The following is a 20333-nucleotide window of genomic DNA, read 5'->3' on the forward strand; positions in this document are numbered from 1 at the left end:
TCAGGCGGCCAGGACGCGGTCGACGGCGTCGAGGATCCGGTCCAGGTCGGGCAGGTACTCCTCCTCGACCTTCGCCGGCGGGTACGGCAGGTTGAACCCGCCGACCCGCTCGACCGGCGCCTCCAGCGAGTAGAAGCACCGGCTCGTCACCTGCGCGACGACCTCGGCACCGAACCCGGCGAACGTGGGGGCCTCGTGGACCACCACCGCCCGGCCGGTGCGGCGCACCGACTCCTCGATGGTCGCCACGTCCAGCGGGGAGATGGACCGCAGGTCGATCACCTCGATGTCGCGGCCCTCCTGCGCCGCGGCCTCGGCGGCGGCCACGCAGGTGGCGACAGTGCCGCCGTACGTCAGCAGCGTCACGTCGCTGCCCGGCCGTACGGTCCGGGCGCGGTCCAGTGGCAGCGGCGGCCCCGAGTCCTCCGGTGTCACCTCGCCCTTGACCCAGTAGCGGCGCTTCGGCTCGTAGAAGATGACCGGGTCGTCACCGGCGACGGCCTGCCGGATCATCCAGTGCGCGTCGTCCGGGCTGGCGCAGTAGACGACCCGCAGCCCGGCGGTGTGCGCGAAGTACGCCTCGTTCGACTCGCTGTGGTGCTCCACCGCGCCGATGCCGCCACCGACCGGGATCCGGATCACCACCGGCAGGGCGGTGCGGCCGCCGGTGCGGGCCCGCATCTTGGCGAGCTGGGAGACGATCTGGTTGAACGCGGGGTACACGAAGCCGTCGAACTGGATCTCGCAGACCGGGCGGTACCCGCGCAGCGCCAGCCCGATGGCGGTGCCGACGATCCCGGACTCGGCGAGGGTGGTGTCCACCACCCGGGCCTCACCGAAGTCCTTCTGGAGACCGTCGGTGACCCGGAAGACGCCGCCGAGCCGGCCGACGTCCTCGCCCATCAGGAGGACCTTGTCGTCGTCCTCCATGGCGCGGCGCAGGCCGGAGTTCAGTGCCTGACAGAGGGTGAGCATGAAACGAGTTCTCCGATCGCGGGCGGGCGTCAGTCGAGGAAGGAGGCGCGGTAGGCGACGAACGCGTCGCGCTCCTCCCGCAGGAGCGGGGGCACGTCGGCCAGCACCGTGGCGAAGGCGTCGGCGAGGTCCGGCGCCGTCAGGGCCAGGCACTCCCGGCGGGTCCGGTCGGCCAGTTCGTCCGCCTCGGCCTGGATCTCGCCGAGGAACGCCTCGTCGCTCCAGCCCTCGGCGCGCATGAGCGCCTCGACCCGGGCCAGCGGGTCCCGCGCCCGCCACGCCTCCAGCTCGTCGTCCGTGCGGTACCGGGTCGGGTCGTCGGACGTGCTGTGCCCGCCCATCCGGTACGTGGTGGCCTCGACGATCGCGGGGCCGGCGCCGGACCGGGCGTGCTCGGTCACCGCCGACGTCACCGCGTACACCGCCAGCACGTCGTTGCCGTCGACCCACTCGCTGCGCAGGCCGAATCCGGCGCCGCGCCGGTGGATCGGGGTACGCGTCTGCGACGCCGTCGGCGTCGAGATGGCCCACTGGTTGTTCTGGCAGAAGAACACCATCGGGGCGGCGTTCACGGCGGCGATGTTCATCGCCTCGCTCGCGTCGCCCTCGCTGGCGGCGCCGTCACCGAAGTACGTGACGACGACCGTGTCGCTGCCGTCGCGCTGCACCCCGAGGGCGTACCCGGTGGCGTGCAGCAGCTGGGCGGCCAGCACCAGCGTGTAGATGTGGAACGCGTACGGCTCCGGGTCCCAGCCGCTGTGCGCGACGCCGCGCCACTGACGCAGCAGGTCGGCCGGGCCGATGCCGCGCCACAGGGCCGCGGCGTGCTCCCGGTAGCTCGGGAAGACGTAGTCGTCGGCGCGTACCGCCGCTACCGAACCGATCTGGGCGGCCTCCTGGCCGCGGCACTGCAGCCACAGGCCCAGCTCACCCTGTCGCTGCAACGCGAACGCCTCGTCGTCGAGGCGGCGGGCGAGCCGCATCCCCCGGTACAGGTCGCGGGTGAGGCGGCCGAGGGCGTCACGGTCGGCGTCGACGTCCGGGTGCAGGCGCCCGTCCGGGGCGACGAGCTGGGTCCAGCCCTCGGACGTACGCGGAAGGCCGGTGGTGCCGGCGAAGGGGTTGGTGACCGGTGGGTCGGCGAGATCTACGGTAGTCATTCGTCACCTTCTGGGTGCGTCGGTCTCCGCGTCACCGGGGTCACCGGCCGTCTCGCGGATCTCGGATACGGGACCGCCCGCCGGGGTGGACCCGGCGGGCGGTGATGGGCATTGCCTCAGACCGTGTGGCGGTCGGCGAGTGTCAGCGCCTCGTCGAGGATCGCCAGGCCCGCCTTGGCCTCCGTCTCCGACACGGTGCACGGCGGCACCACGTGGATCCGGTTGAAGTTCGCGAACGCGACCAGGCCGCCCCGCTTGCATGCGGCCAGCACCTCGTTCATCTCCGGCGACGACGACCCGTACGGCGCCAGCGGCTCCTTCGACTCGCGGTCGCGTACCAGTTCCAGCGCCCAGAACACGCCGAGCCCGCGTACGTCACCGACGCTCGGGTGCCGTTCGGCCAGCTCGCGCAGTCCCGGGCCCAGCACGTCGGCACCGATCGTGGCGGCGTTCTCGACGATCCGCTCGTCCCGCATCAGGTTGATGGTGGCGACGGCGGCGGCGGTGGCCAGCGGGTGACCGGAGTAGGTCAGGCCGCCGGGGTAGGCGCGGGTGGCGAACGTCTCGGCCACGTGGTCGGCGATCACCACACCGCCGAGCGGGACGTAACCGGAGTTCACGCCCTTCGCGAAGGTGATCAGGTCGGGCACCACGCCGTAGTGGTCCAGCGCGAACCAGGCGCCGGTACGCCCGAAGCCCGCCATCACCTCGTCGGCGATGTAGAGGATGCCGTGCCTGTCGCACAGCTCCCGTACGCCCGCGAGGAAGCCCGGCGGCGGCGGCATGATGCCGGCGGTGCCCGGCACCGTCTCCAGCACGATCGCGGCGATGGTGGACGGGCCCTCCATCTCCACCACGCGTTCGAGGTGGCGCAGCGCGAGCGTGCACTCCTCCTCCTCGGTCGTGGCGCCGAACTCCGACCGGTACAGGAACGGGCCGAAGAAGTGCACGACCCCGGCGGTGCCGTTGTCGCTGGGCCAGCGGCGCGGGTCGCCGGTGAGGTTCACCGCGGTCTGGGTGCCGCCGTGGTAGCTGCGGTACTGCGACAGCACCTTCGGCCGGCCGGTGTGCAGCCGGGCCATCCGCACGGCGTGCTCGATCGCGTCCGCGCCGCCGTTGGTGAAGAACACCTTCTCCAGGCCCGCCGGGGTCAGCTCGGCGATCAGCCGGGCCGCCTCGCCGCGGGCGTCGTTGGCGTACGACGGCGCGATGGTGCACAGCTTGGCGGCCTGCTCCTGGATCGCCGCGACCACCACCGGGTGCTGGTGGCCGATGTTGGTGTTGACGAGCTGCGACGAGAAGTCCAGGTAGCGGTTCCCGTCGCCGTCCCAGAAGTACGAGCCCTCGGCCCGCTCGACCACCATCGGGTCGAGCAGCGACTGGGCGGACCAGGAGTGGAAGACGTGGGCCCGGTCGAGTTCGTAGGTGCGGCGTGCGCTGCTGCTCATCGGCGTTCTCTCTCCGCTGCTCAGACGTTCTCGGGGAAGCCGAGGTTGATGCCGCCGTGGCTGGGGTCGAGCCACCGGGAGGTGACGACCTTGCCACGGGTGAAGAAGTGCACGCCCTCGGCGCCGTGGGCGTGCGAGTCGCCGAAGAGGCTGTCCTTCCAGCCACCGAAGGAGTAGTAGGCCATCGGCACCGGGATCGGCACGTTGACGCCGACCATGCCGACCTCGACCTCGTTCTGGTAGCGGCGGGCCGCACCGCCGTCGTTTGTGAAGATGGCCGTGCCGTTGCCGTACCGGTTGGCGTTCACCAGCGCGAGCGCCTCGTCGTAGCTGCCGACGCGCACCACGGAGAGCACCGGCCCGAAGATCTCGTCGGTGTAGACGCTCATCTCCGGCGACACCCGGTCCAGCAGGCTCGGGCCGAGCCAGAACCCGGACTCGTCGCCGTCGACCCGCACCTCGCGGCCGTCCACCACCAGCTCCGCGCCGGCCTCGACACCCGCGTCGAGGTACGACGCGACGCGGTCGCGGTGCTCCCGGGTGACCAGCGGGCCCATGTCGCAGGAGCGCCGGCCGTCACCGACCTTCAGCGTGGCGATCCGCTCCCGGATCCGGGCCACCAGGTCGTCGGCGACGGGCTCGACGACCACCAGGGCCGAGATCGCCATGCACCGCTCGCCGGCCGAGCCGAACCCGGCGTTCACCGCCGCGTCGGCCGCCAGGTCGAGGTCGGCGTCCGGCAGCACCACCATGTGGTTCTTCGCGCCGCCGAGGGCCTGGACGCGCTTGCCGTTGCGGGTGCCGGTCTCGTACACGTACCGGGCGATCGGCGTGGAACCGACGAACGACACCGCCTTGACCTCGGGGTGCTCCAGCAGCCGGTCCACGGCGACCTTGTCGCCGTGCACGACGTTGAACACGCCGGCGGGCAGGCCGGCCTGCTCCCACAGCCGGGCCACGAGCAGCGACGCGGACGGGTCCTTCTCGCTGGGCTTGAGCACGACGGCGTTGCCCGCCGCGATGGCGATGGGCACGAACCACATCGGGACCATCACCGGGAAGTTGAAGGGGGAGATCACGGCGCAGACGCCGACCGGCTGCCGGATGGAGTAGACGTCCACGTTCGTGGAGACGCCCTCCGAGTAGCCGCCCTTGAGCAGGTGCGGGATGCCGCACGCGAACTCGACGACCTCCAGGCCCCGGGTGACCTCGCCGAGGGCGTCGGAGACGACCTTGCCGTGCTCGGCCGTGATCAGCTCGGCCAGCTCCTGCTTGTGCTGGTTGACCAGCTCCCGGAACGCGAACAGCACCTGCGTGCGCTTGGTCAGCGACGAGTTCCGCCAGGAGGCGAACGCGGCGGCGGCGGAGGCGACGGCCTGGTCCACCTCGTCGACCGAGGCCAGCGGCACCTCGGTCCGGACCGCGCCCAGCGCCGGATCGTAGACTGGGGCCGTACGCTCGGTGACGCCGGCGAACGGCTTGCCGTCGATCCAGTGGGTCACCCGCTCCAGCGGGACGGGAGCGGGCACGGTGCCGGGTGCTGTCTGGGTCATGCCCGGGATCATCTGCGCTTCCCCAGGTCGGGGCAATGGGCACTGTGTCGTTCCCGTCCGCGGGAAGCGCACATACTGTGCGCCAGAGGGGGGAGACGCTCCGATGCCCATGACGGTCCGCGACGTGCTCGAACTGCCGGCGTTGCAGCAGGCCGGGCCGCGCGTCCTGGCGGGCCGGGACCGGCTGGACGCGCCGGTGCGCTGGGTGCACGTCGCCGAGATCCCCGAGATCGCCGACCTGCTCCGGGGCGGCGAGCTGGTGCTGACCACCGGTATCGGCCTGCCGCCTGACGACGACGGGCTGCGCCGGTGGATCGACGGCCTGGCGGCGGTCGGGGTGGCGGGTGTGGTGGTCGAGTTGGGCCGCCGGTTCGGCGGCACGCTGCCGGCCGGGCTGGTCGAGCACGCCCGCAGCCGGAACCTGCCCCTCATCGCGCTGCGGCGCGAGATGCGTTTCGTCGCCGTCACCGAGGTCGTCCACTCCGTGATCGTCGAGGAGCAGACGGCCGACCTGCTCGCGAAGGACGAGATCCACCGCATCTTCACCGAGCTGTCGGTGGAGGGCGCCGAGCCCCGGCAGGTGCTCCGCGAGGTCACCCGCCTGTCCCGGCGTCCCGCCGTACTGGAGAACCTCGCCCATCACGTGCTGGCGTACGAGACCGGCCCGCTCACCGCCGAGGAACTGCTCGACCGCTGGGAGACCCGCTCCCGCGCGGTCGAGGTCCCGTCCGGCACCGGCTACGAGCCGCGCTCGGGCTGGCTGGTGACGAGCGTCGAGGCGCGCGGCAACCGGTGGGGGCGGCTCGTGCTGCTGTGCGAGCAGGAGCCGCCGGCCCGGACCCGGGTGCTGCTGGAGCGCGCCGCGTCCACCATCGCGCTCAACCAGCTCGTGGCCCGGGACTCGTCGTCTGTCGAACGGCAGGCGCGCAGCAGCCTGCTGCTGAGCATCTTCAACCACTCGGCGCCCACCCGGGACGTGGCGCTGCGGGCGCGCGGGCTCGGTGTCGTCCTGGAGCAGCGACCGCTGCTCGGCGTCGTGGTCCGGCGGCGCCGTCCGGCCCCGGCCGGCGGCGCCGGCCCGAACGCGCCCCGGCGGGAGCTGCTGGACGCGGTGGAGACGGCGGTACGCGAGTGCGGGCTAGCCGCGCTGGTCGGTGACGTGGACGAGGCGGCCGGTGGCACCGGCGTCACGCTCCTCGTCGCGCTCGACGAGACCGGCTCCGACGAAGCGGCGCTGCACGGCCTGTCCACCGCGCTCACCCGGGCGGGGTGCCGAGCCGGCTCGGACGTCGTCGTCGCCGCCGGATCGGTGGTCCGGACGCTCGACCTGGCCCGGCGTTCGCTTGTCGAAGCGGCGCAGGTGGCCGACGCCACGGTGCACACCGCCGAGCCCCGCCCGTTCTACCGGCTCGGCGACGTCCGCCTGCGGGGCCTGCTGTACCTGCTCCGCGACGACGTGCGCCTGCAGACGTTCGTCGAGCGCGAGCTGGGCCCGCTGCTCTCCTACGACCAGCGGCACGGCACGAACCACGTCGCGCTGCTGGAGACGTACCTCGTGGAGGGCCGCAACAAGCGGCGCGCGGCGGACGCGATGTCGCTGTCGCGATCCGCGCTCTACCAGCGGCTGGAGTTGATCGAGCGGGTGCTCGGCGTCGACCTGGACTCGAGCGAGCGGCGCCTGTCGCTGCACGTGGCGCTCACCGCCCGGGACGTCATGCGCGCCGGCGGCCCGGAGCCCACCGGCTGATCGTCACCTGTGGGTGCCGCGGCCCGACCGGAGGCGCCGCGCGCCGTCGCGGGTCGGCGCGCTGTGCACGCTGACGCTGACCACCGGTACGGCGTTCGCGACGCTCTTGCGGACCGTCTCCATCGGCGCCGTGCCGGGGGTGCACTCGACGATCATCACCGCGGACCGGTCGGGGCACTGCACGTACTGGACGTGTGAGACGGCGACCCGGCGGGAGTGCAGCACGGAGAGCACCTTGAGCAGGCCGGTCGTGGAGTGGCCCACGCCGAGGTGGATCACCATCGTGGTCGGCGTGCCGTGGTCGGCGGCGGGCTCGGCGTGCGGGCGGCCGGGGGCGGGCCGGGGATGGTCGACGGTGGCGGGGGTGGATGCGGACACGCTCACGGGGGCCTCTCAAGGACGAGCCGACAGGATCTCGTGGCCGGCGACGCACGCGGAGGCGTACGCCGCCTAGGTAATCAGCCGGGTCGCGATTCGATTGCCCACGGCCGGAGTCTGGCACGGGAACCGGGCCTCCGGGAGGTCGCGCCGGGCAGTCGTCCGCCACGTGAGACAGGGCCCTGACCTGCGGATCGACAGCGATGGGTCGTCCCGGTGGGACCGGCCGCCGGTTACCGGCCGGTACGCGAGCCCTTAAGGATCGTTCAGGCTCCCGCTCTACACTCGGACTCGGGACGACGACTTGAGAAGGAGCTCCGCGCATGGACGCTGACGAGATCGCCGCCGGTCGGGCCCGCTGGCAGGCCCGCTACGACGCCGCCCGCAAGCGCGACGCGGACTTCACCACGCTGTCCGGAATGCCGGTCGAGCCGGTGTACGGCCCGCCGGAGGACACCGCGTACCCCGGGTTCGAGCGGATCGGCTGGCCGGGCGAGTTCCCGTACACCAGGGGTCTGTATCCGACCGGCTACCGCGGACGGACCTGGACCATCAGGCAGTTCGCCGGTTTCGGCAACGCCCGGCAGACCAACGAGCGCTACAAGATGATCCTCGGCGCGGGCGGCGGCGGTCTCTCCGTCGCCTTCGACATGCCGACGCTGATGGGCCGCGACTCGGACGACCCGCAGTCCCTCGGCGAGGTCGGCCACTGTGGTGTCGCCGTGGACTCGGCCGCCGACATGGAGGTGCTGTTCGACGGCATCGACCTGGCCGGCGTGACCACCTCGATGACCATCTCCGGCCCGGCCGTGCCGGTCTTCTGCATGTACCTGGTCGCCGCCGAGCGGCAGGGCGCCGACCTGTCCACGCTGGACGGCACGCTCCAGACGGACATCTTCAAGGAGTACATCGCGCAGAAGGAGTGGCTGTTCGACCCCGAGCCGCACCTGCGCCTCATCGGCGACCTGATGGAGTACTGCGCCCGGGAGATCCCCCGGTACAAGCCGCTGTCCGTCTCCGGCTACCACATCCGTGAGGCCGGCTCGACCGCCGCGCAGGAGCTGGCGTACACGCTGGCCGACGGGTTCGGGTACGTCGAGCTGGGCCTGTCGCGCGGGCTGGACGTGAACACGTTCGCCCCCGGCCTGAGCTTCTTCTTCGACTCGCATGTGGACTTCTTCGAGGAGATCGCCAAGTTCCGCGCCGCCCGCCGGATCTGGGCCCGCTGGCTGCGCGACGTGTACGGCGCGACCAGCGAGAAGGCGCAGTGGCTGCGGTTCCACACGCAGACCGCCGGTGTGTCGCTGACCGCGCAGCAGCCGGTGAACAACGTGGTCCGTACCGCCGTGGAGGCCCTGGCGGCGGTGCTCGGCGGCACCAACTCGCTGCACACAAACGCCCTCGACGAGACGCTCGCCCTGCCCACCGACGAGTCGGCCGAGATCGCCCTGCGGACCCAGCAGGTGCTGATGGAGGAGACCGGGGTGACGAACGTGGCCGACCCGCTCGGCGGGTCCTGGTACGTCGAGGCGCTCACCGACCGGATCGAGGCCGAGGCGGAGGAGATCTTCGCCCGGATCAAGCAGCTCGGCGGGGAGGGCCCGCACACCATCGGCCCGATGACCTCCGGCATCCTGCGCGGCATCGAGGACGGCTGGTTCACCGGGCACATCGCCGAGTCGGCGTTCGTCTACCAGCAGGCGCTGGAGAAGGGCGACAAGAAGATCGTCGGCGTCAACTGCCACACCGGCACCGTCGCCAAGGACCTGGAGATCCTGCGCATCTCGCACGAGGTGGAGCTGGAGCAGCGCCGGGTGCTGACCGAGCGCAAGTCGGCCCGCGACGACGCCGCCGTCACCGCCGCCGTGGCGCGGATGGTCGAGGTGGCGCGGACCGGCGAGAACATGATCCCCGCCATGCTCGACGCGGTCCGCGCCGAGGCCACCCTCGGCGAGATCTGCGACGCGCTCCGCGCCGAGTGGGGCGTCTACCGCGAGCCCGCCCGCTTCTGACCCCCGCTCTGCAAGGAAGGGCCTCTTGTCAACAGCAGCTGTTGACAAGAGGCCCTTCCTTGCGGGCGGGCTGAGCTGGGGGAGAGTGGTGACTGTCGCCGTCGCGGCTGGTCGGAGATCCGTCGCGTACGTGCGAGACTAGACAACCATGAGCGACCCACGGATCACCTCGTCGATCTTCACCCGCGGCGCGGTCGACCTCAGCGCGCTGCGCACCCCCGCACCGGCCGACACCTCCACCGCCACACCGTCTCCGGGCGGCACACCCGCCGGGCTGCCGGGCAGCCCCGCCGGGTCCGCCGCCGTGATCGACGTGACCGAGGCGAACATCCAGTCCGAGGTGCTCGAACGCTCGCTCACCACACCGGTCGTGGTCTTCTTCGGCGCCGCCGGCTACCCGGAGAGCGACCAGTTCGCCCCGGTGCTGGAGAAGCTGGCCGCCGAGGGCGGCGGAGCGTGGCTGCTGGCCCGGGTCGACGTGCAGCAGCAGCCGCGGCTCGCGCAGATGTTCCAGCTGCAGGCGCTGCCCACCACGTACGCCATCGTCGGCGGACGCCCGATCGACGCCTTCCCCGGCCCGGTGCCGGAGTCGCAGTTGCGACAGTGGCTCCAGGCGGTGCTCAAGGCCGGCGGCGTCACAGTCGCCGAGCCGGAGGACCCGCGCCTCGACGCCGCCGACGACGCGCTGATGAGCGGCGACCTCGACGCGGCCGAGGCGGCGTACCGGAAGATCCTCGCCGAGTCGCCCGGGGACGCGGCGGCGGAGGCGGGCCTGGCGCAGGTCGGGCTGGCCCGCCGGGTCGCCGGCGCGGACCCGCAGGGCGCGCTCGACGCCGCGGCCGCCGCCCCCGACGACGTCGACGCCCAGCTGCTGGCCGCCGACATCGAGGTGCTCAGCGGCCTCGCCGACCAGGCGTACAAGCGGCTCGTCGGCCTGGTCCGGCGCACCGCCGGAGACGACCGGGACCGGGTACGCCAGCACCTGCTCGGCCTGTTCACCATCGCCGGCCCGGACGACCCGGCCGTGGCCTCCGCCCGACGCGCCCTGGCCAGCGCACTGTTCTGAGTCAACCCGCGCGGGCCGGCGCACCGCCGGCCCGCCCGACCGCCGAGGACGGGAGCCCATGATGCGCCGGATCGCCGTCCTCGACGCGCCGACGAACCTCGGACTGCGCCCGCCGACCGCCAGCTCCGTCCCCGGCTGCGCCAAGGCGCCTGGTGCGCTGCGCGACCACGGCCTGCTCGCCCGGCTGCGGGCACGCGACGCCGGCTGCCTCACCCCGCCCCGGTACGACCCGGGGGACTGGCGACCCGGCGACGGCGTCTGCCACGCGCCGGAGATCTCCGCGTACTCGCTGGCGCTCGCCGACCGGATCGGCGCGATCATCGACCGGGGCGAGTTCCCGCTGGTGCTCGGCGGGGACTGCTCGGTGCTGCTCGGCTCGGCGCTGGCCATGCACCGCCTCGGCGAGGCGGTCGGCGGGCGGATCGGGCTGGTCTTCGTCGACGGCCACTCCGACTTCCGGCACCCGGGCAACGCCTCCTACGTCGGTGCGGCGGCCGGGGAGGACCTGGCCCTGGTCACCGGCCGGGGCCAGCCCGACCTGGCCGCTATCGAAGGGCGACGGCCCTACTTCCGGGACATCGACGTGGTGGTGCTCGGCATCCGCGCGCAGGACGAGTACCGCCTCGACCTCCAGGCCGCCGGCATCACCACCCGGCCGGTGCCGGCGCTGCGCGCCGAGGGCGCGGCCCGGACCGCCCAGTGGGCGCACGAGCAGCTCGTCGACTGCGCCGGCTACTGGGTGCACATCGACGTGGACGTGCTCGACCCGGCGGTCATGCCCGCCGTGGACGCGCCCGACCCGGGCGGCATCGCCTTCGCCGAGCTGGAGATCCTGCTCGCCGGGCTGGTCGACACCCCGCACTGCCTCGGCGTCGAGCTGACCGTCTTCGACCCCGACTACGACCCGGACGGGGCGTACGCGGCGGAGATCGTGAACACGGTGGTGGCCGGGCTCGCCCCGGTCGTCGCGCCCGGTGCCGTGCCGCCCCGGCTGCTGCCGGCCGGGCCGGTCGCACCGGCCCCCCGCACCGACAGCCGCCGGGCCGAGCCGGTGGCGGTGACCGTGCCGGTGCCCGCCGTCGCGACGGACCCGATCGGCCCACCCGCCGCCGTCGACGGGCTCGACGAACGCGCGTCGGCGGATGCCGAGGAGCCACCGCCGTGGCCCGGCCCGGAGGATCGGCTACCGCCCGTCGGTCCCGGTCTGCTCCGCCGCGTGGCGGTGCCCGACGCGGACGTGCCGCCGGTCGAGGAGGCGCCGTCGGTCGCCGACGGCACCCCCTGAGCAGCCGGTCACGTCATGGCCGGGTCGTCGCGGTCCGCCGACGGGCCGGGCTCCGGCGGGGTGGGCGACCGAGGCAGGTCCACGGGAGGCGTGCCCCCGGAGCCCGGCTCGGCGCCGGTCGCGGCCAGCACGTCCAGCACGACCCGGGTGAGCAGCGTGGCCAGCGCCAGCAGCACGCAGATCGTCACGCCGGCACGCAGCACCCGACCGTGCGGCAGCACCTCGGCCAGCACCAGCACGGCCAGTGCCGTCCCGGTCACGATGACGCTCACGATGAACAGGGAGTACGCGCGCACCCGGGGCCGGGTCCAGAACAGGACACCGCCCGGATCGTCGCGCCGGAGCCGGCGGTTCTGCGCCCGCAGGCGATCCAGGAACCGGGACTCCCAGATCAGCGCGAGCAACACCACCGGGAGTACCTGGGCGGCGGTCGCATAGAGGTCGGGGAACACCGAGGCCCCCTCCACTGTGGTCGGAGCCGTTGTGGTCAGAGCCGTATCATCCAGCACTCCGGCATCGACGCGGATCGCACGAATGGTCGAACCACGTCGATGTGAGCGCGGTCAGCCGGCCAGCCCGCGCAGGAACCGCTCGGCGATCGGCGCCGCGACCTTCGAGCCCGCCCCGCCCTGTTCCACGAAGACGGCGAAGGCCACGTCGCCCTGCCAGCCGACGAACCAGGCGTGCGTGTGCGCCGGGTTGTTGTCGTACTCCGCGGTGCCGGTCTTGCCGTGCACCGGCTCGCCCGGGACGTCCGCGAGCACGCTGCCGCTGCCCGATGTGACCACCCCGCGCATCATCGTCTTCAGCGCCGCCACCGACTCCGGCTTGAGCGCCTCGCCGGCCGGCGCGGGCTTGGCCGGCGCCGGGTCGAGCAGCAGCTTGGGCTGCTCGAACTTGCCCCGGGCCACCGCCGCGGTGGCGCTCGCCATCGTCAGCGGGCTGACCAGCGTGGTGCCCTGCCCGATCGCGGCGGCGGCCTGCTCGGTGGCCGGGCCGTTGGCGGAGATCTTGCCGGTGAACGCGTCGGTGCCCAGATCCCACTCGGCCTCCAGGCCGAGCGACCGGCCCGCCTGCGCGAGCCCGTCCGGGCCGAGCTTCGGCGCCAGCGCCACGAACGCGGTGTTGCAGGACTTGGCGAAGTCGGTGGCGAACGGCACCGCGCCCAGCTCGAAGTTGTCCGAGTTCTTGAAGACCCGGCCCTCGACGGTCGCCGTCTTCGGGCAGTTCACAGTCGTCTGCGGGGTCACCGCACCGCGGTCGAGCAGGCCGAGCGCGCTGACCATCTTGAACGTCGAACCCGGCGGAACCTGGGCGGTGAAGGCGAGGTTCTCGCCCGCCGCGCCCGGACCGTTCGCGGCGGCCAGCACCGCGCCGTCGCTGATCCGCACGGCGACCAGGGCGGAGCGGCGGGTCTGCCCGCGCAACGCGGCGTCGGCGGCGTTCTGGGTGGCCGCGTCGATCGTCGTCTTCACCGGCTGACCGGGCTTCGGGTCGCTGCGGAACAGCTCCGTGCCGGTCGGCTCCACCTTGCCGTCCGGGGTGGTCCGTTCGGTGATCACGGTGACGCCGGGGGTGCCGCGCAGCCGTTCGTCGTACCGGCCCTGGAGGCCGCCGTGGCCGACCAGGTCGCCGCGCGCGTACCGGTCGGGGTGGGCCTGGAGGTCGTCGGCGGTGGCCTGGTCGACCGAGCCGAGCAGCGCCCGGGCGAACTCGCGGGTCGGCGCCAGCATGAGCTGCTCGGAGACGAACCGGGTGCCGGCCAGGTCGTAGATGCGCGGCTTGATCTGCCGGTACGCCTCGTCGCGCAGCGTCACCACCTCGACGAGCCCGTCCGCCTTCGCCTCCTTGAGCCGCTTGGGCAGGTCGCCGAGGTCGACCGGCGGGGTGAGCGCGGGCCGGATCGCCTTGAACGCGGTGTCCAGCTTCCGGACCATGCCCGGTACGTCGTCGATCTCGCCGGGGACGAGCTGCACCCGGACCACCGGGCGGGGCGCGACGATCGGCTGACCGGCGGCGTCCAGCACACCGGCGCGCTGCGCCGGCTCCCGCCGCAGCGCGATCCGGTCCCCGCTCTCCAGCTTCTCGTGCACCACCGACGGCTCCCAGACCACCTGCCACTGGTCGTCGCCGCCGCGCTTGAGGCGTACCGGATTCTCGTAGGCCCAGGTGCCGCCGCCGGGCAGCGCCCAGCTCACCTTGACGCGCGCGGTGGCGACGTCGCCCTTGGTGGTGATCTCCCCGGTGCGGGCCAGCTCCGGCGGGTTGGCCGCGAGCGCGCCGGCGAGCGCCTGGATCTGCTTGGTCACCTCACCGGCGGGCACCCGCCCGCCGGCCGGCTCGACGAAGCCGACCGCCTGCAGGTCGCCGGAGCGCCAGCCGCCGAGGAACGCCTCCACGGCCGTCTCCGGGCCGTCGTCTCCGGAGCATCCGGTCAGCGCACCGGCTGTGACCAGGACTGCGGCCAGCGCGGCGAGGGCACGGTGACGGGTGTGGCGGCGGGGGCGGACGGGGTACGACACGGGCATGAAGCGGTCCCTCCGGTGCTCAACTGCCCTGCACGCTAGTACGACGCGGCGCTCGCCACCGCCCCGCCACGGCCTCCGGGAGCGCGAGAAGCAGCGTGTGGCAGTGTGATGAACATCGCCAGTCGGGGTACTCCGCGATCGGCCGACCACGAACCCGCAACGGGTGAAAGGACAGAGTCCCGATCCGGACGTCCGGCCGGTGGTCCGCCGCGGGAGGTACCGCGCGGTAGGGCCTAGGCTGGGCGGCAGAGTGACCCACAACGCGGTGGGTCGAGGGGAGTGGCACCGATGGACCGGCGTCCGGCGATCAAACCGGGACCCGACCTCCGGCAGGCTGACACCGGCCGGGACGACGACAGCTTCGATTCGGCGACCGACGGGGACGGTTTCAGCCGTCTCGACACAGGAGTGACCGGGATGACCGGTTCCAGCATCGACACCCTCTACGACCTGGGCCTGCCTGCGCAGGCACTGGCCGACGAGTCGGAGGACGCCGAGCTGGACGAGCCCGTTCCCAACGCGGAGCGGCTGGTCGCCCAGGCGGTCGCACTCGCCGGCGACGACCACGACGCGGCCACGCTGGTGGACCGCTTCTGGCGGTTCGCGCCGGACGAGGAGCTGATCGGCTTCACCGCCGAGGAGATGCTGGAGGCGGCCCGGGCCCACCGGGACCTGGCCCAGCAGCGGGTGCCGGGCGAGCTGAAGCTCCGCATCCACGAGCCGGACGCCGAACAGCACCACACGGTCGTCGAGATCGTCACCGACGACATGCCGTTCCTCGTCGACTCGGTGACCGCCCTGCTGAACTCCCGCCACCTCGACGTGCACCTGCTGGTGCACCCGCTGGTCGTGGTGCGGCGCGAGCCGCTCGGCCGGCTCACCGAGGTCTCCGCCGACGTGGAACCGGACGACGCCATCGCCGGTGACCTGGTCGAGAGCTGGATGCGGATCGAGATCGACCCGGTCCGTGACCCGGCCGAGCGGGAGGCGCTGCGCCGCGAGTTGCAGCGGGTGCTCACCGACGTGCGCGAGGCGGTCGAGGACTGGCCGAAGATGCGGCAGCGAGCCCTCGCGCTCGCCGACGAACTGGCCGCCGCCCGCACGTCGGACAATCGCCCGCCGGTGCCGGAGAAGGACATCACCGACTCGGTGGAGCTGCTGCGCTGGCTGGCGCACGACCACTTCACGTTCCTCGGCTACCGCGAGTACCGCCTGGTGCACACCGACGGGGCGCGCGGCGGGCAGGCCCTGGAGGCGGTGCTCGGCACCGGGCTGGGCATCCTGCGCTCCGACTCGCCGGAGGCCCGGTCGCTGAACTCGATGACGCCCGAGGCGCACGAGAAGGTGTTGGAGAAGCGCCTGCTCATCATCACCAAGGCCAACTCGCGGGCCACCGTGCACCGCTCGGCGTACCTCGACTACATCGGCTTCAAGATCTTCAACGAGGCCGGCGAGGTGGTCGGGGAACGGCGCTTCCTCGGCCTGTTCTCCACCGCGGCGTACCGGACCAGCGTGCAGGAGCTGCCGGTGGTCCGGCGCAAGGTCGCCGAGGTGCTGGACCGCTCGGGCCTGAGCCTGCGCAGCCACTCCGGCAAGGACCTGTTGCAGATCCTGGAGACCTACCCGCGCGACGAGCTGTTCCAGATCAAGACCGACGACCTCTACCACGCGGTGATCGGCGTGCTGCGGATGGCGGGCCGCCGGCAGCTGCGGGTGTTCCTGCGCCGCGACGCGTACGGGCGGTTCATCTCCTGCCTGATCTACCTGCCGCGGGACCGGTTCACCACGCAGAACCGGCTCCGCATGCAGGACATCCTGCTGCGCGAGCTGAACGGCGTCGGCGTCGACTACACCACCCGGGTGACCGAGTCGATGCTCGCGCGGGTGCACTTCATCGTGCGTACCGACCCGAACAACCCGCCCGGTGACATCGACGCCGACCTGCTCGCCGAGGAGCTGGCCGACGCGACCCGGCTCTGGGACGACGACTACCGGCTGGTGCTGGAGCGCAAGCTCGGCGACGAGCAGGCCAAGCACCTGTTCGCCAGGTACGCCGACGCCTTCCCGGAGGGCTACAAGGACGGGCACACGCCGTACGAGGCGATGAAGGACCTGGCGAAGCTGGAGCTGCTGGAGGAGCCCGGCCAGCTGGAGATGCACCTGTTCCGCAAGCAGGCGCCGCCGCGTCCGTACGCCGGGCGCGCCGCCGACGCCGACGAGGCGATGGACGTGCGGTTCAAGGTCTACCGGTACGGCGAGCCGATGATGCTCTCCGCCGTGCTGCCGGTGCTGCACTCGCTCGGCGTGAAGGTGGTCGACGAGCACCCGTACGAGGTGGAGCGCGTCGACGGCCGGATCTGGCTCTACGACTTCGGTCTGGAGCTGCCCGAGCGGCACCAGGACCTGGCCGAGGTGCGTCCGCACGTGGAGAACGCCTTCGCCGCCGCCTGGCGGGGCGAGGCCGAGGTGGACGGCTTCAACGAGCTGGTGCTGCGCGCCGGGCTCACCTGGCGGCAGGTCGTCGTGCTGCGCGCGTACGCGAAGTACCTGAGGCAGGCCGGCACCGTGTTCTCCCAGGAGTACATGGAGCAGACGTTCATCGCGTACCCGCAGATCGCCGAACTGCTGGTGAAGCTGTTCGAGACCCGGTTCGCCCCGGGCGCGACCACGCTCGACGAGCGCCGGCAGCGCAGCGGTGAGCTGGTCGACGCGATCGGCGAGGCGCTGGACGAGGTGGCCAGCCTCGACCAGGACCGCATCCTGCGGGCCTACCTGACGCTGATCCAGGCCACGCTGCGCACCAGCTTCTACCAGAAGCCGGTGGGCGGGCGACCCAAGGCGTACGTGGCGTTCAAGCTGGACCCGCAGGCCATCCCGGACCTGCCGGCGCCGCGACCCAAGTTCGAGATCTTCGTCTACTCGCCTCGGTTCGAGGGCGTGCACCTGCGCTACGGGCCGGTGGCCCGCGGCGGCCTGCGCTGGTCCGACCGGCGCGAGGACTTCCGGACCGAGGTGCTCGGCCTGGTCAAGGCGCAGATGGTGAAGAACGCGGTGATCGTGCCGGTCGGCGCCAAGGGCGGCTTCGTGCTCAAGCAGAAGCCGGGCGACCGGGACGAGGCGGTGATCTGCTACAAGGAGTTCATCTCCGCCCTGCTGGACGTCACCGACAACATCGTCAGCGGCGAGATCGTGCCGCCCGACGACGTGGTCCGGCACGACGGCGACGACCCGTACATGGTGGTGGCCGCCGACAAGGGCACGGCGACGTTCTCCGACATCGCCAACGAGATCTCCGAGGCGCACAGCTTCTGGCTCGGCGACGCGTTCGCCTCCGGCGGCTCGGCCGGCTACGACCACAAGAAGATGGGCATCACCGCCCGGGGCGCCTGGGAGTCGGTCAAGCGGCACTTCCGGGAGCTGGGCCACGACACCCAGACGCAGGACTTCACAGTGGTCGGCGTCGGCGACATGTCCGGCGACGTGTTCGGCAACGGGATGCTGCTGTCGAAGCACATCCGGCTGGTGGCCGCGTTCGACCACAGGCACATCTTCCTGGACCCGGATCCGGACTCGGCCCGGTCCTGGGAGGAACGCAAGCGGCTGTTCGACATGCCGCGCTCGTCGTGGGAGGACTACGACCGCGAGCTGATCTCCGCCGGCGGCGGCGTCTATTCGCGTACGGCGAAGTCGGTGCCGATCTCGCCGCAGGTCCGCGCGGTGCTCGGCCTCGACGACGACGTCACCCAGATCAGCCCGCAGGAGCTGATGAAGGCGATCCTCACCGCGCCGGTCGACCTGTTCTGGAACGGCGGCATCGGCACCTACGTCAAGGCGTCCAGCCAGACCAGCGCCGAGGTGGGGGACAAGTCCAACGACGCCATCCGGGTGGACGGCAAGAGCCTGCGCTGCCGGGTGGTCGGCGAGGGCGGCAACCTGGGCTTCACCCAGCAGGGCCGGATCGAGTACGCCTCGACCGGCGGCCGCATCTACACCGACTTCATCGACAACGCGGCCGGTGTGGACTGCTCCGACCACGAGGTCAACATCAAGATCCTGCTCAACACGGCGGTGGCCGACGGCGAGCTGGACCGGCCGGAGCGCGACGAGCTGCTGGCCCAGATGACCGACGAGGTCGCCGAGCTGGTGCTGCGGGACAACTACGACCAGGCGCGGGCACTGAACAACGCCCAGGCCCAGGCCGCCTCGCTGCTCCCGGTGCACCGGCGGATGATCAACGAGCTGGAGCGGTCCGGCGCGCTGAACCGGTCGCTGGAGGCGTTGCCGTCGGACGAGGAACTGGCGGTCCGCACCGAGAGCGGCCTGACCGCGCCGGAGTTCGCGGTGCTGCTCGCGTACGTCAAGATCGTGTTGGAGCGCGAGATCGTCGGCGAGGGCCTGGCGGACGAGGAGTGGACGACCGAGGTTCTGGTCAACTACTTCCCGACCCCGCTGCGGAAGCGCTTCGCCGACCGGATGGGCCGGCACCGGCTGCGCCGGGACATCGTCACCACGGTCCTGGTCAACGAGGCGATCAACCGGGGCGGCATCTCGTTCGTCTTCCGGGTGGTCGAGGAGACGGCCGCGTCCGCGGCGGACGTGCTCCGCGCGTACGTGGTGGTCCGCGAGGTGTTCGGCCTGCGCGACCTCTGGGACGCGGTCGAGGCGCTGGACAACAAGGTCTCGCCCGAGTTGCAGACGGCCGTCTACCTGGACACCCGGCGGCTCCTCGACCGCGCGGTGCGCTGGCTGGTCACCAACCGGCGCTCGCCGATCGACGTGCCGGCGGAGATCGCCCGGCTGCGTGACGGTGTGGCCCGGCTCCTGCCGGACCTGGAGCACCGGTTCTGGGGCACCGAGCGGGAGGCCATCGCGGCGCACATCGAGTCGCTGGTCGGCCGCGGGCTGCCGCGTGACCTGGCCGAGCAGGCGACCCGCCTGATGTACAGCTTCGGCCTGCTGGACATCGTCGAGACGGCGCAGGGCACCGGGCGGGACGTGAGCGAGGTGGCCTCGGTCTACTTCGTCCTCTCCGACCGGTTCCGGGTGGACGCGCTGCTGTCGAAGATCTCCCTGCTGCCCCGCGAGGACAGGTGGCAGACCCTGGCCCGGATGGCGCTGCGCTACGACCTGTACGCCGCGCTGGCCGCGCTCACCGCGGAGGTGCTCGGGTCGACGCCGGAGGACGTACCGCCGGTCGAGCGGGTGCAGGCGTGGGAGCAGGCGAACGCCACCTCGATCCACCGGGCGCACCGGGCGATGGGGGAGTTCGACGAGTCCCGCGCCGACCTGTCCGCGCTGTCGGTGCTGCTGCGCCAGATCCGTACCCTGGTCCGGACGTCGGCGGCGGCCTGACGCCGCACGCACGAGTGGCCCGGCGGTCGGTTCCCCGACCGCCGGGCCACCGCCGTTCCCGACCTCAGCCGGTCATCTCGGCGTAGACGACGATGTTGTTCAGGTAGCTGCCGGCCGTCTTGTCGAACACCCCGCCGCAGGTCACCACGCGCAGGGCGGGCGTGGTCGACGGCCCGTAGACCTGCGCGGCGGGAAAGGCGGTCTTCGGGTACGACCCCACCTCCCGCACCGCGAACGTGGCGGGCCTGCCGTCCTGCCGGGCGACCACGATCGTGTCGCCGGGCACCAGCGCGCCGAGGTTGAAGAACACCGCCGGGCCGAGCTGGGCGGAGTCGACGTGACCCACGATCACCGCGTTGCCGGCCTCGCCCGGGCTGGCGCCGGGGGAGTACCAGCCGGCCTTCATGGCCTGGTCCAGCGGGGGCACCTGGACCGTGCCGTCCGGATTCGTGCCGAGCGACATGATCGGGGCCTGCACCCCGATGCGGGGGATCGAGATGGTGACCGGCGCGGACCGGGGCAGCGGGGCCGCTCCGGTGGCACCCGTCGCGGCCGGGGCGCCCGGGGTGGCGGGCCCGGCCGGCAGGCCCGGCGTCGCCTGGCCGGTGGCGCCCGCCGTCGGTTGCCCGTCGCCGCCGGGTACGGGCTGGGCGGAGGCGTCCGGTGTCACCCGCCCTCCGGCGTCCGGGTCGGTGTAGACGGTGCCCGGATCGATCTGTGGCTCCGTGGTGACCGGGCCCGCCTGCGAGATCGGCTGCGGCGGGGCGGGTGGCGGTACGGTGCGGACCGACGCGCCGACCAGGCCGGCCCCGGCCATGGCGAGCAGGAC

Annotated in this window: 13 protein-coding genes; 5 read left to right on the forward strand and 8 right to left on the reverse strand. The window is 72.6% G+C overall.

Annotated elements, in window-relative coordinates; all coding sequences use genetic code 11:
• The 4 genes from O7607_RS18040 to O7607_RS18055 all read right to left on the reverse strand — a co-directional run bounded on the left by O7607_RS18040 (position 1) and on the right by O7607_RS18055 (position 5136).
• Complete coding sequence (locus tag O7607_RS18040) at positions 1-975, reverse strand: alpha-ketoacid dehydrogenase subunit beta (RefSeq protein WP_269704402.1); 975 nt, start codon at positions 973-975, stop codon at positions 1-3.
• A gap of 29 nt (positions 976-1004) precedes the next feature.
• A complete protein-coding gene (locus tag O7607_RS18045) occupies positions 1005-2135 on the reverse strand; it encodes a thiamine pyrophosphate-dependent dehydrogenase E1 component subunit alpha (RefSeq protein ID WP_269704403.1) in 1131 nt (376 codons plus the stop codon).
• A gap of 116 nt (positions 2136-2251) precedes the next feature.
• Complete coding sequence (locus tag O7607_RS18050; RefSeq protein WP_269704404.1) at positions 2252-3583, reverse strand: aspartate aminotransferase family protein; 1332 nt, start codon at positions 3581-3583, stop codon at positions 2252-2254.
• A 20-nt stretch (positions 3584-3603) separates the two neighbouring features.
• A complete protein-coding gene (locus O7607_RS18055) occupies positions 3604-5136 on the reverse strand; it encodes a CoA-acylating methylmalonate-semialdehyde dehydrogenase (RefSeq protein WP_442929491.1) in 1533 nt (510 codons plus the stop codon).
• A 103-nt stretch (positions 5137-5239) separates the two neighbouring features.
• Here O7607_RS18055 and O7607_RS18060 point away from each other — a divergent pair, with 103 nt between their 5' ends.
• A complete protein-coding gene (locus tag O7607_RS18060) occupies positions 5240-6883 on the forward strand; it encodes a PucR family transcriptional regulator (protein WP_269704405.1) in 1644 nt (547 codons plus the stop codon).
• A gap of 3 nt (positions 6884-6886) precedes the next feature.
• Here O7607_RS18060 and O7607_RS18065 read toward each other — a convergent pair whose 3' ends face one another.
• Positions 6887-7267, reverse strand: a complete 381-nt coding sequence (locus O7607_RS18065) for a hypothetical protein (RefSeq protein WP_269704406.1) — start codon at positions 7265-7267, stop codon at positions 6887-6889.
• 317 nt (positions 7268-7584) lie between these two features.
• Here O7607_RS18065 and O7607_RS18070 point away from each other — a divergent pair, with 317 nt between their 5' ends.
• The 3 genes from O7607_RS18070 (at position 7585) to O7607_RS18080 (ending at position 11624) form a co-directional block, all read left to right on the forward strand.
• Positions 7585-9273 carry an acyl-CoA mutase large subunit family protein gene (locus O7607_RS18070; protein ID WP_269704407.1) on the forward strand — a complete coding sequence of 563 codons (1689 nt, stop codon included), beginning with the start codon at positions 7585-7587 and terminating at the stop codon, positions 9271-9273.
• A gap of 148 nt (positions 9274-9421) precedes the next feature.
• Positions 9422-10339, forward strand: coding sequence for a tetratricopeptide repeat protein (locus tag O7607_RS18075; RefSeq protein WP_269704408.1), 918 nt, complete (start codon positions 9422-9424; stop codon positions 10337-10339).
• 58 nt (positions 10340-10397) lie between these two features.
• Positions 10398-11624 (forward strand): arginase family protein, encoded by a 1227-nt coding sequence (locus tag O7607_RS18080; protein ID WP_269704409.1) that lies wholly within the window; start codon positions 10398-10400, stop codon positions 11622-11624.
• 8 nt (positions 11625-11632) lie between these two features.
• Here the strand turns inward: O7607_RS18080 and O7607_RS18085 are convergent, their stop codons facing one another.
• On the reverse strand, positions 11633-12076 hold the full coding sequence (locus O7607_RS18085; protein WP_269704410.1) for a hypothetical protein: 444 nt from the start codon (positions 12074-12076) through the stop codon (positions 11633-11635).
• Positions 12077-12187: 111 nt separating this feature from the next.
• On the reverse strand, positions 12188-14152 hold the full coding sequence (locus O7607_RS18090) for a penicillin-binding transpeptidase domain-containing protein (protein WP_269704411.1): 1965 nt from the start codon (positions 14150-14152) through the stop codon (positions 12188-12190).
• Positions 14153-14440: 288 nt separating this feature from the next.
• Between O7607_RS18090 and O7607_RS18095 the strand changes: the two genes are divergently transcribed.
• Entirely contained in the window at positions 14441-19504 is a 5064-nt protein-coding gene (locus tag O7607_RS18095; protein WP_269704412.1) for an NAD-glutamate dehydrogenase, read from the forward strand.
• A 64-nt stretch (positions 19505-19568) separates the two neighbouring features.
• Here the strand turns inward: O7607_RS18095 and O7607_RS18100 are convergent, their stop codons facing one another.
• Positions 19569-20321 (reverse strand): class F sortase, encoded by a 753-nt coding sequence (locus O7607_RS18100; protein ID WP_442929531.1) that lies wholly within the window; start codon positions 20319-20321, stop codon positions 19569-19571.
• Positions 20322-20333: the final 12 nt, after the last annotated feature.

The sequence above is a fragment of the Micromonospora sp. WMMA1949 genome (assembly GCF_027460145.1).
Lineage (GTDB): Bacteria > Actinomycetota > Actinomycetes > Mycobacteriales > Micromonosporaceae > Micromonospora.

Coding starts and splice junctions, on each gene's coding strand:
- O7607_RS18040 (WP_269704402.1), bottom strand. CDS start 975: ATGCTCACCCTCTGTCAGGCACTGAACTCCGGCCTGCGCCGCGCCATG.
- O7607_RS18045 (WP_269704403.1), bottom strand. CDS start 2,135: ATGACTACCGTAGATCTCGCCGACCCACCGGTCACCAACCCCTTCGCC.
- O7607_RS18050 (WP_269704404.1), bottom strand. CDS start 3,583: ATGAGCAGCAGCGCACGCCGCACCTACGAACTCGACCGGGCCCACGTC.
- O7607_RS18055 (WP_442929491.1), bottom strand. CDS start 5,136: ATGACCCAGACAGCACCCGGCACCGTGCCCGCTCCCGTCCCGCTGGAG.
- O7607_RS18060 (WP_269704405.1), top strand. CDS start 5,240: ATGCCCATGACGGTCCGCGACGTGCTCGAACTGCCGGCGTTGCAGCAG.
- O7607_RS18070 (WP_269704407.1), top strand. CDS start 7,585: ATGGACGCTGACGAGATCGCCGCCGGTCGGGCCCGCTGGCAGGCCCGC.
- O7607_RS18075 (WP_269704408.1), top strand. CDS start 9,422: ATGAGCGACCCACGGATCACCTCGTCGATCTTCACCCGCGGCGCGGTC.
- O7607_RS18080 (WP_269704409.1), top strand. CDS start 10,398: ATGATGCGCCGGATCGCCGTCCTCGACGCGCCGACGAACCTCGGACTG.
- O7607_RS18090 (WP_269704411.1), bottom strand. CDS start 14,152: ATGCCCGTGTCGTACCCCGTCCGCCCCCGCCGCCACACCCGTCACCGT.
- O7607_RS18095 (WP_269704412.1), top strand. CDS start 14,441: ATGGACCGGCGTCCGGCGATCAAACCGGGACCCGACCTCCGGCAGGCT.
- O7607_RS18100 (WP_442929531.1), bottom strand. CDS start 20,321: ATGGCCGGGGCCGGCCTGGTCGGCGCGTCGGTCCGCACCGTACCGCCA.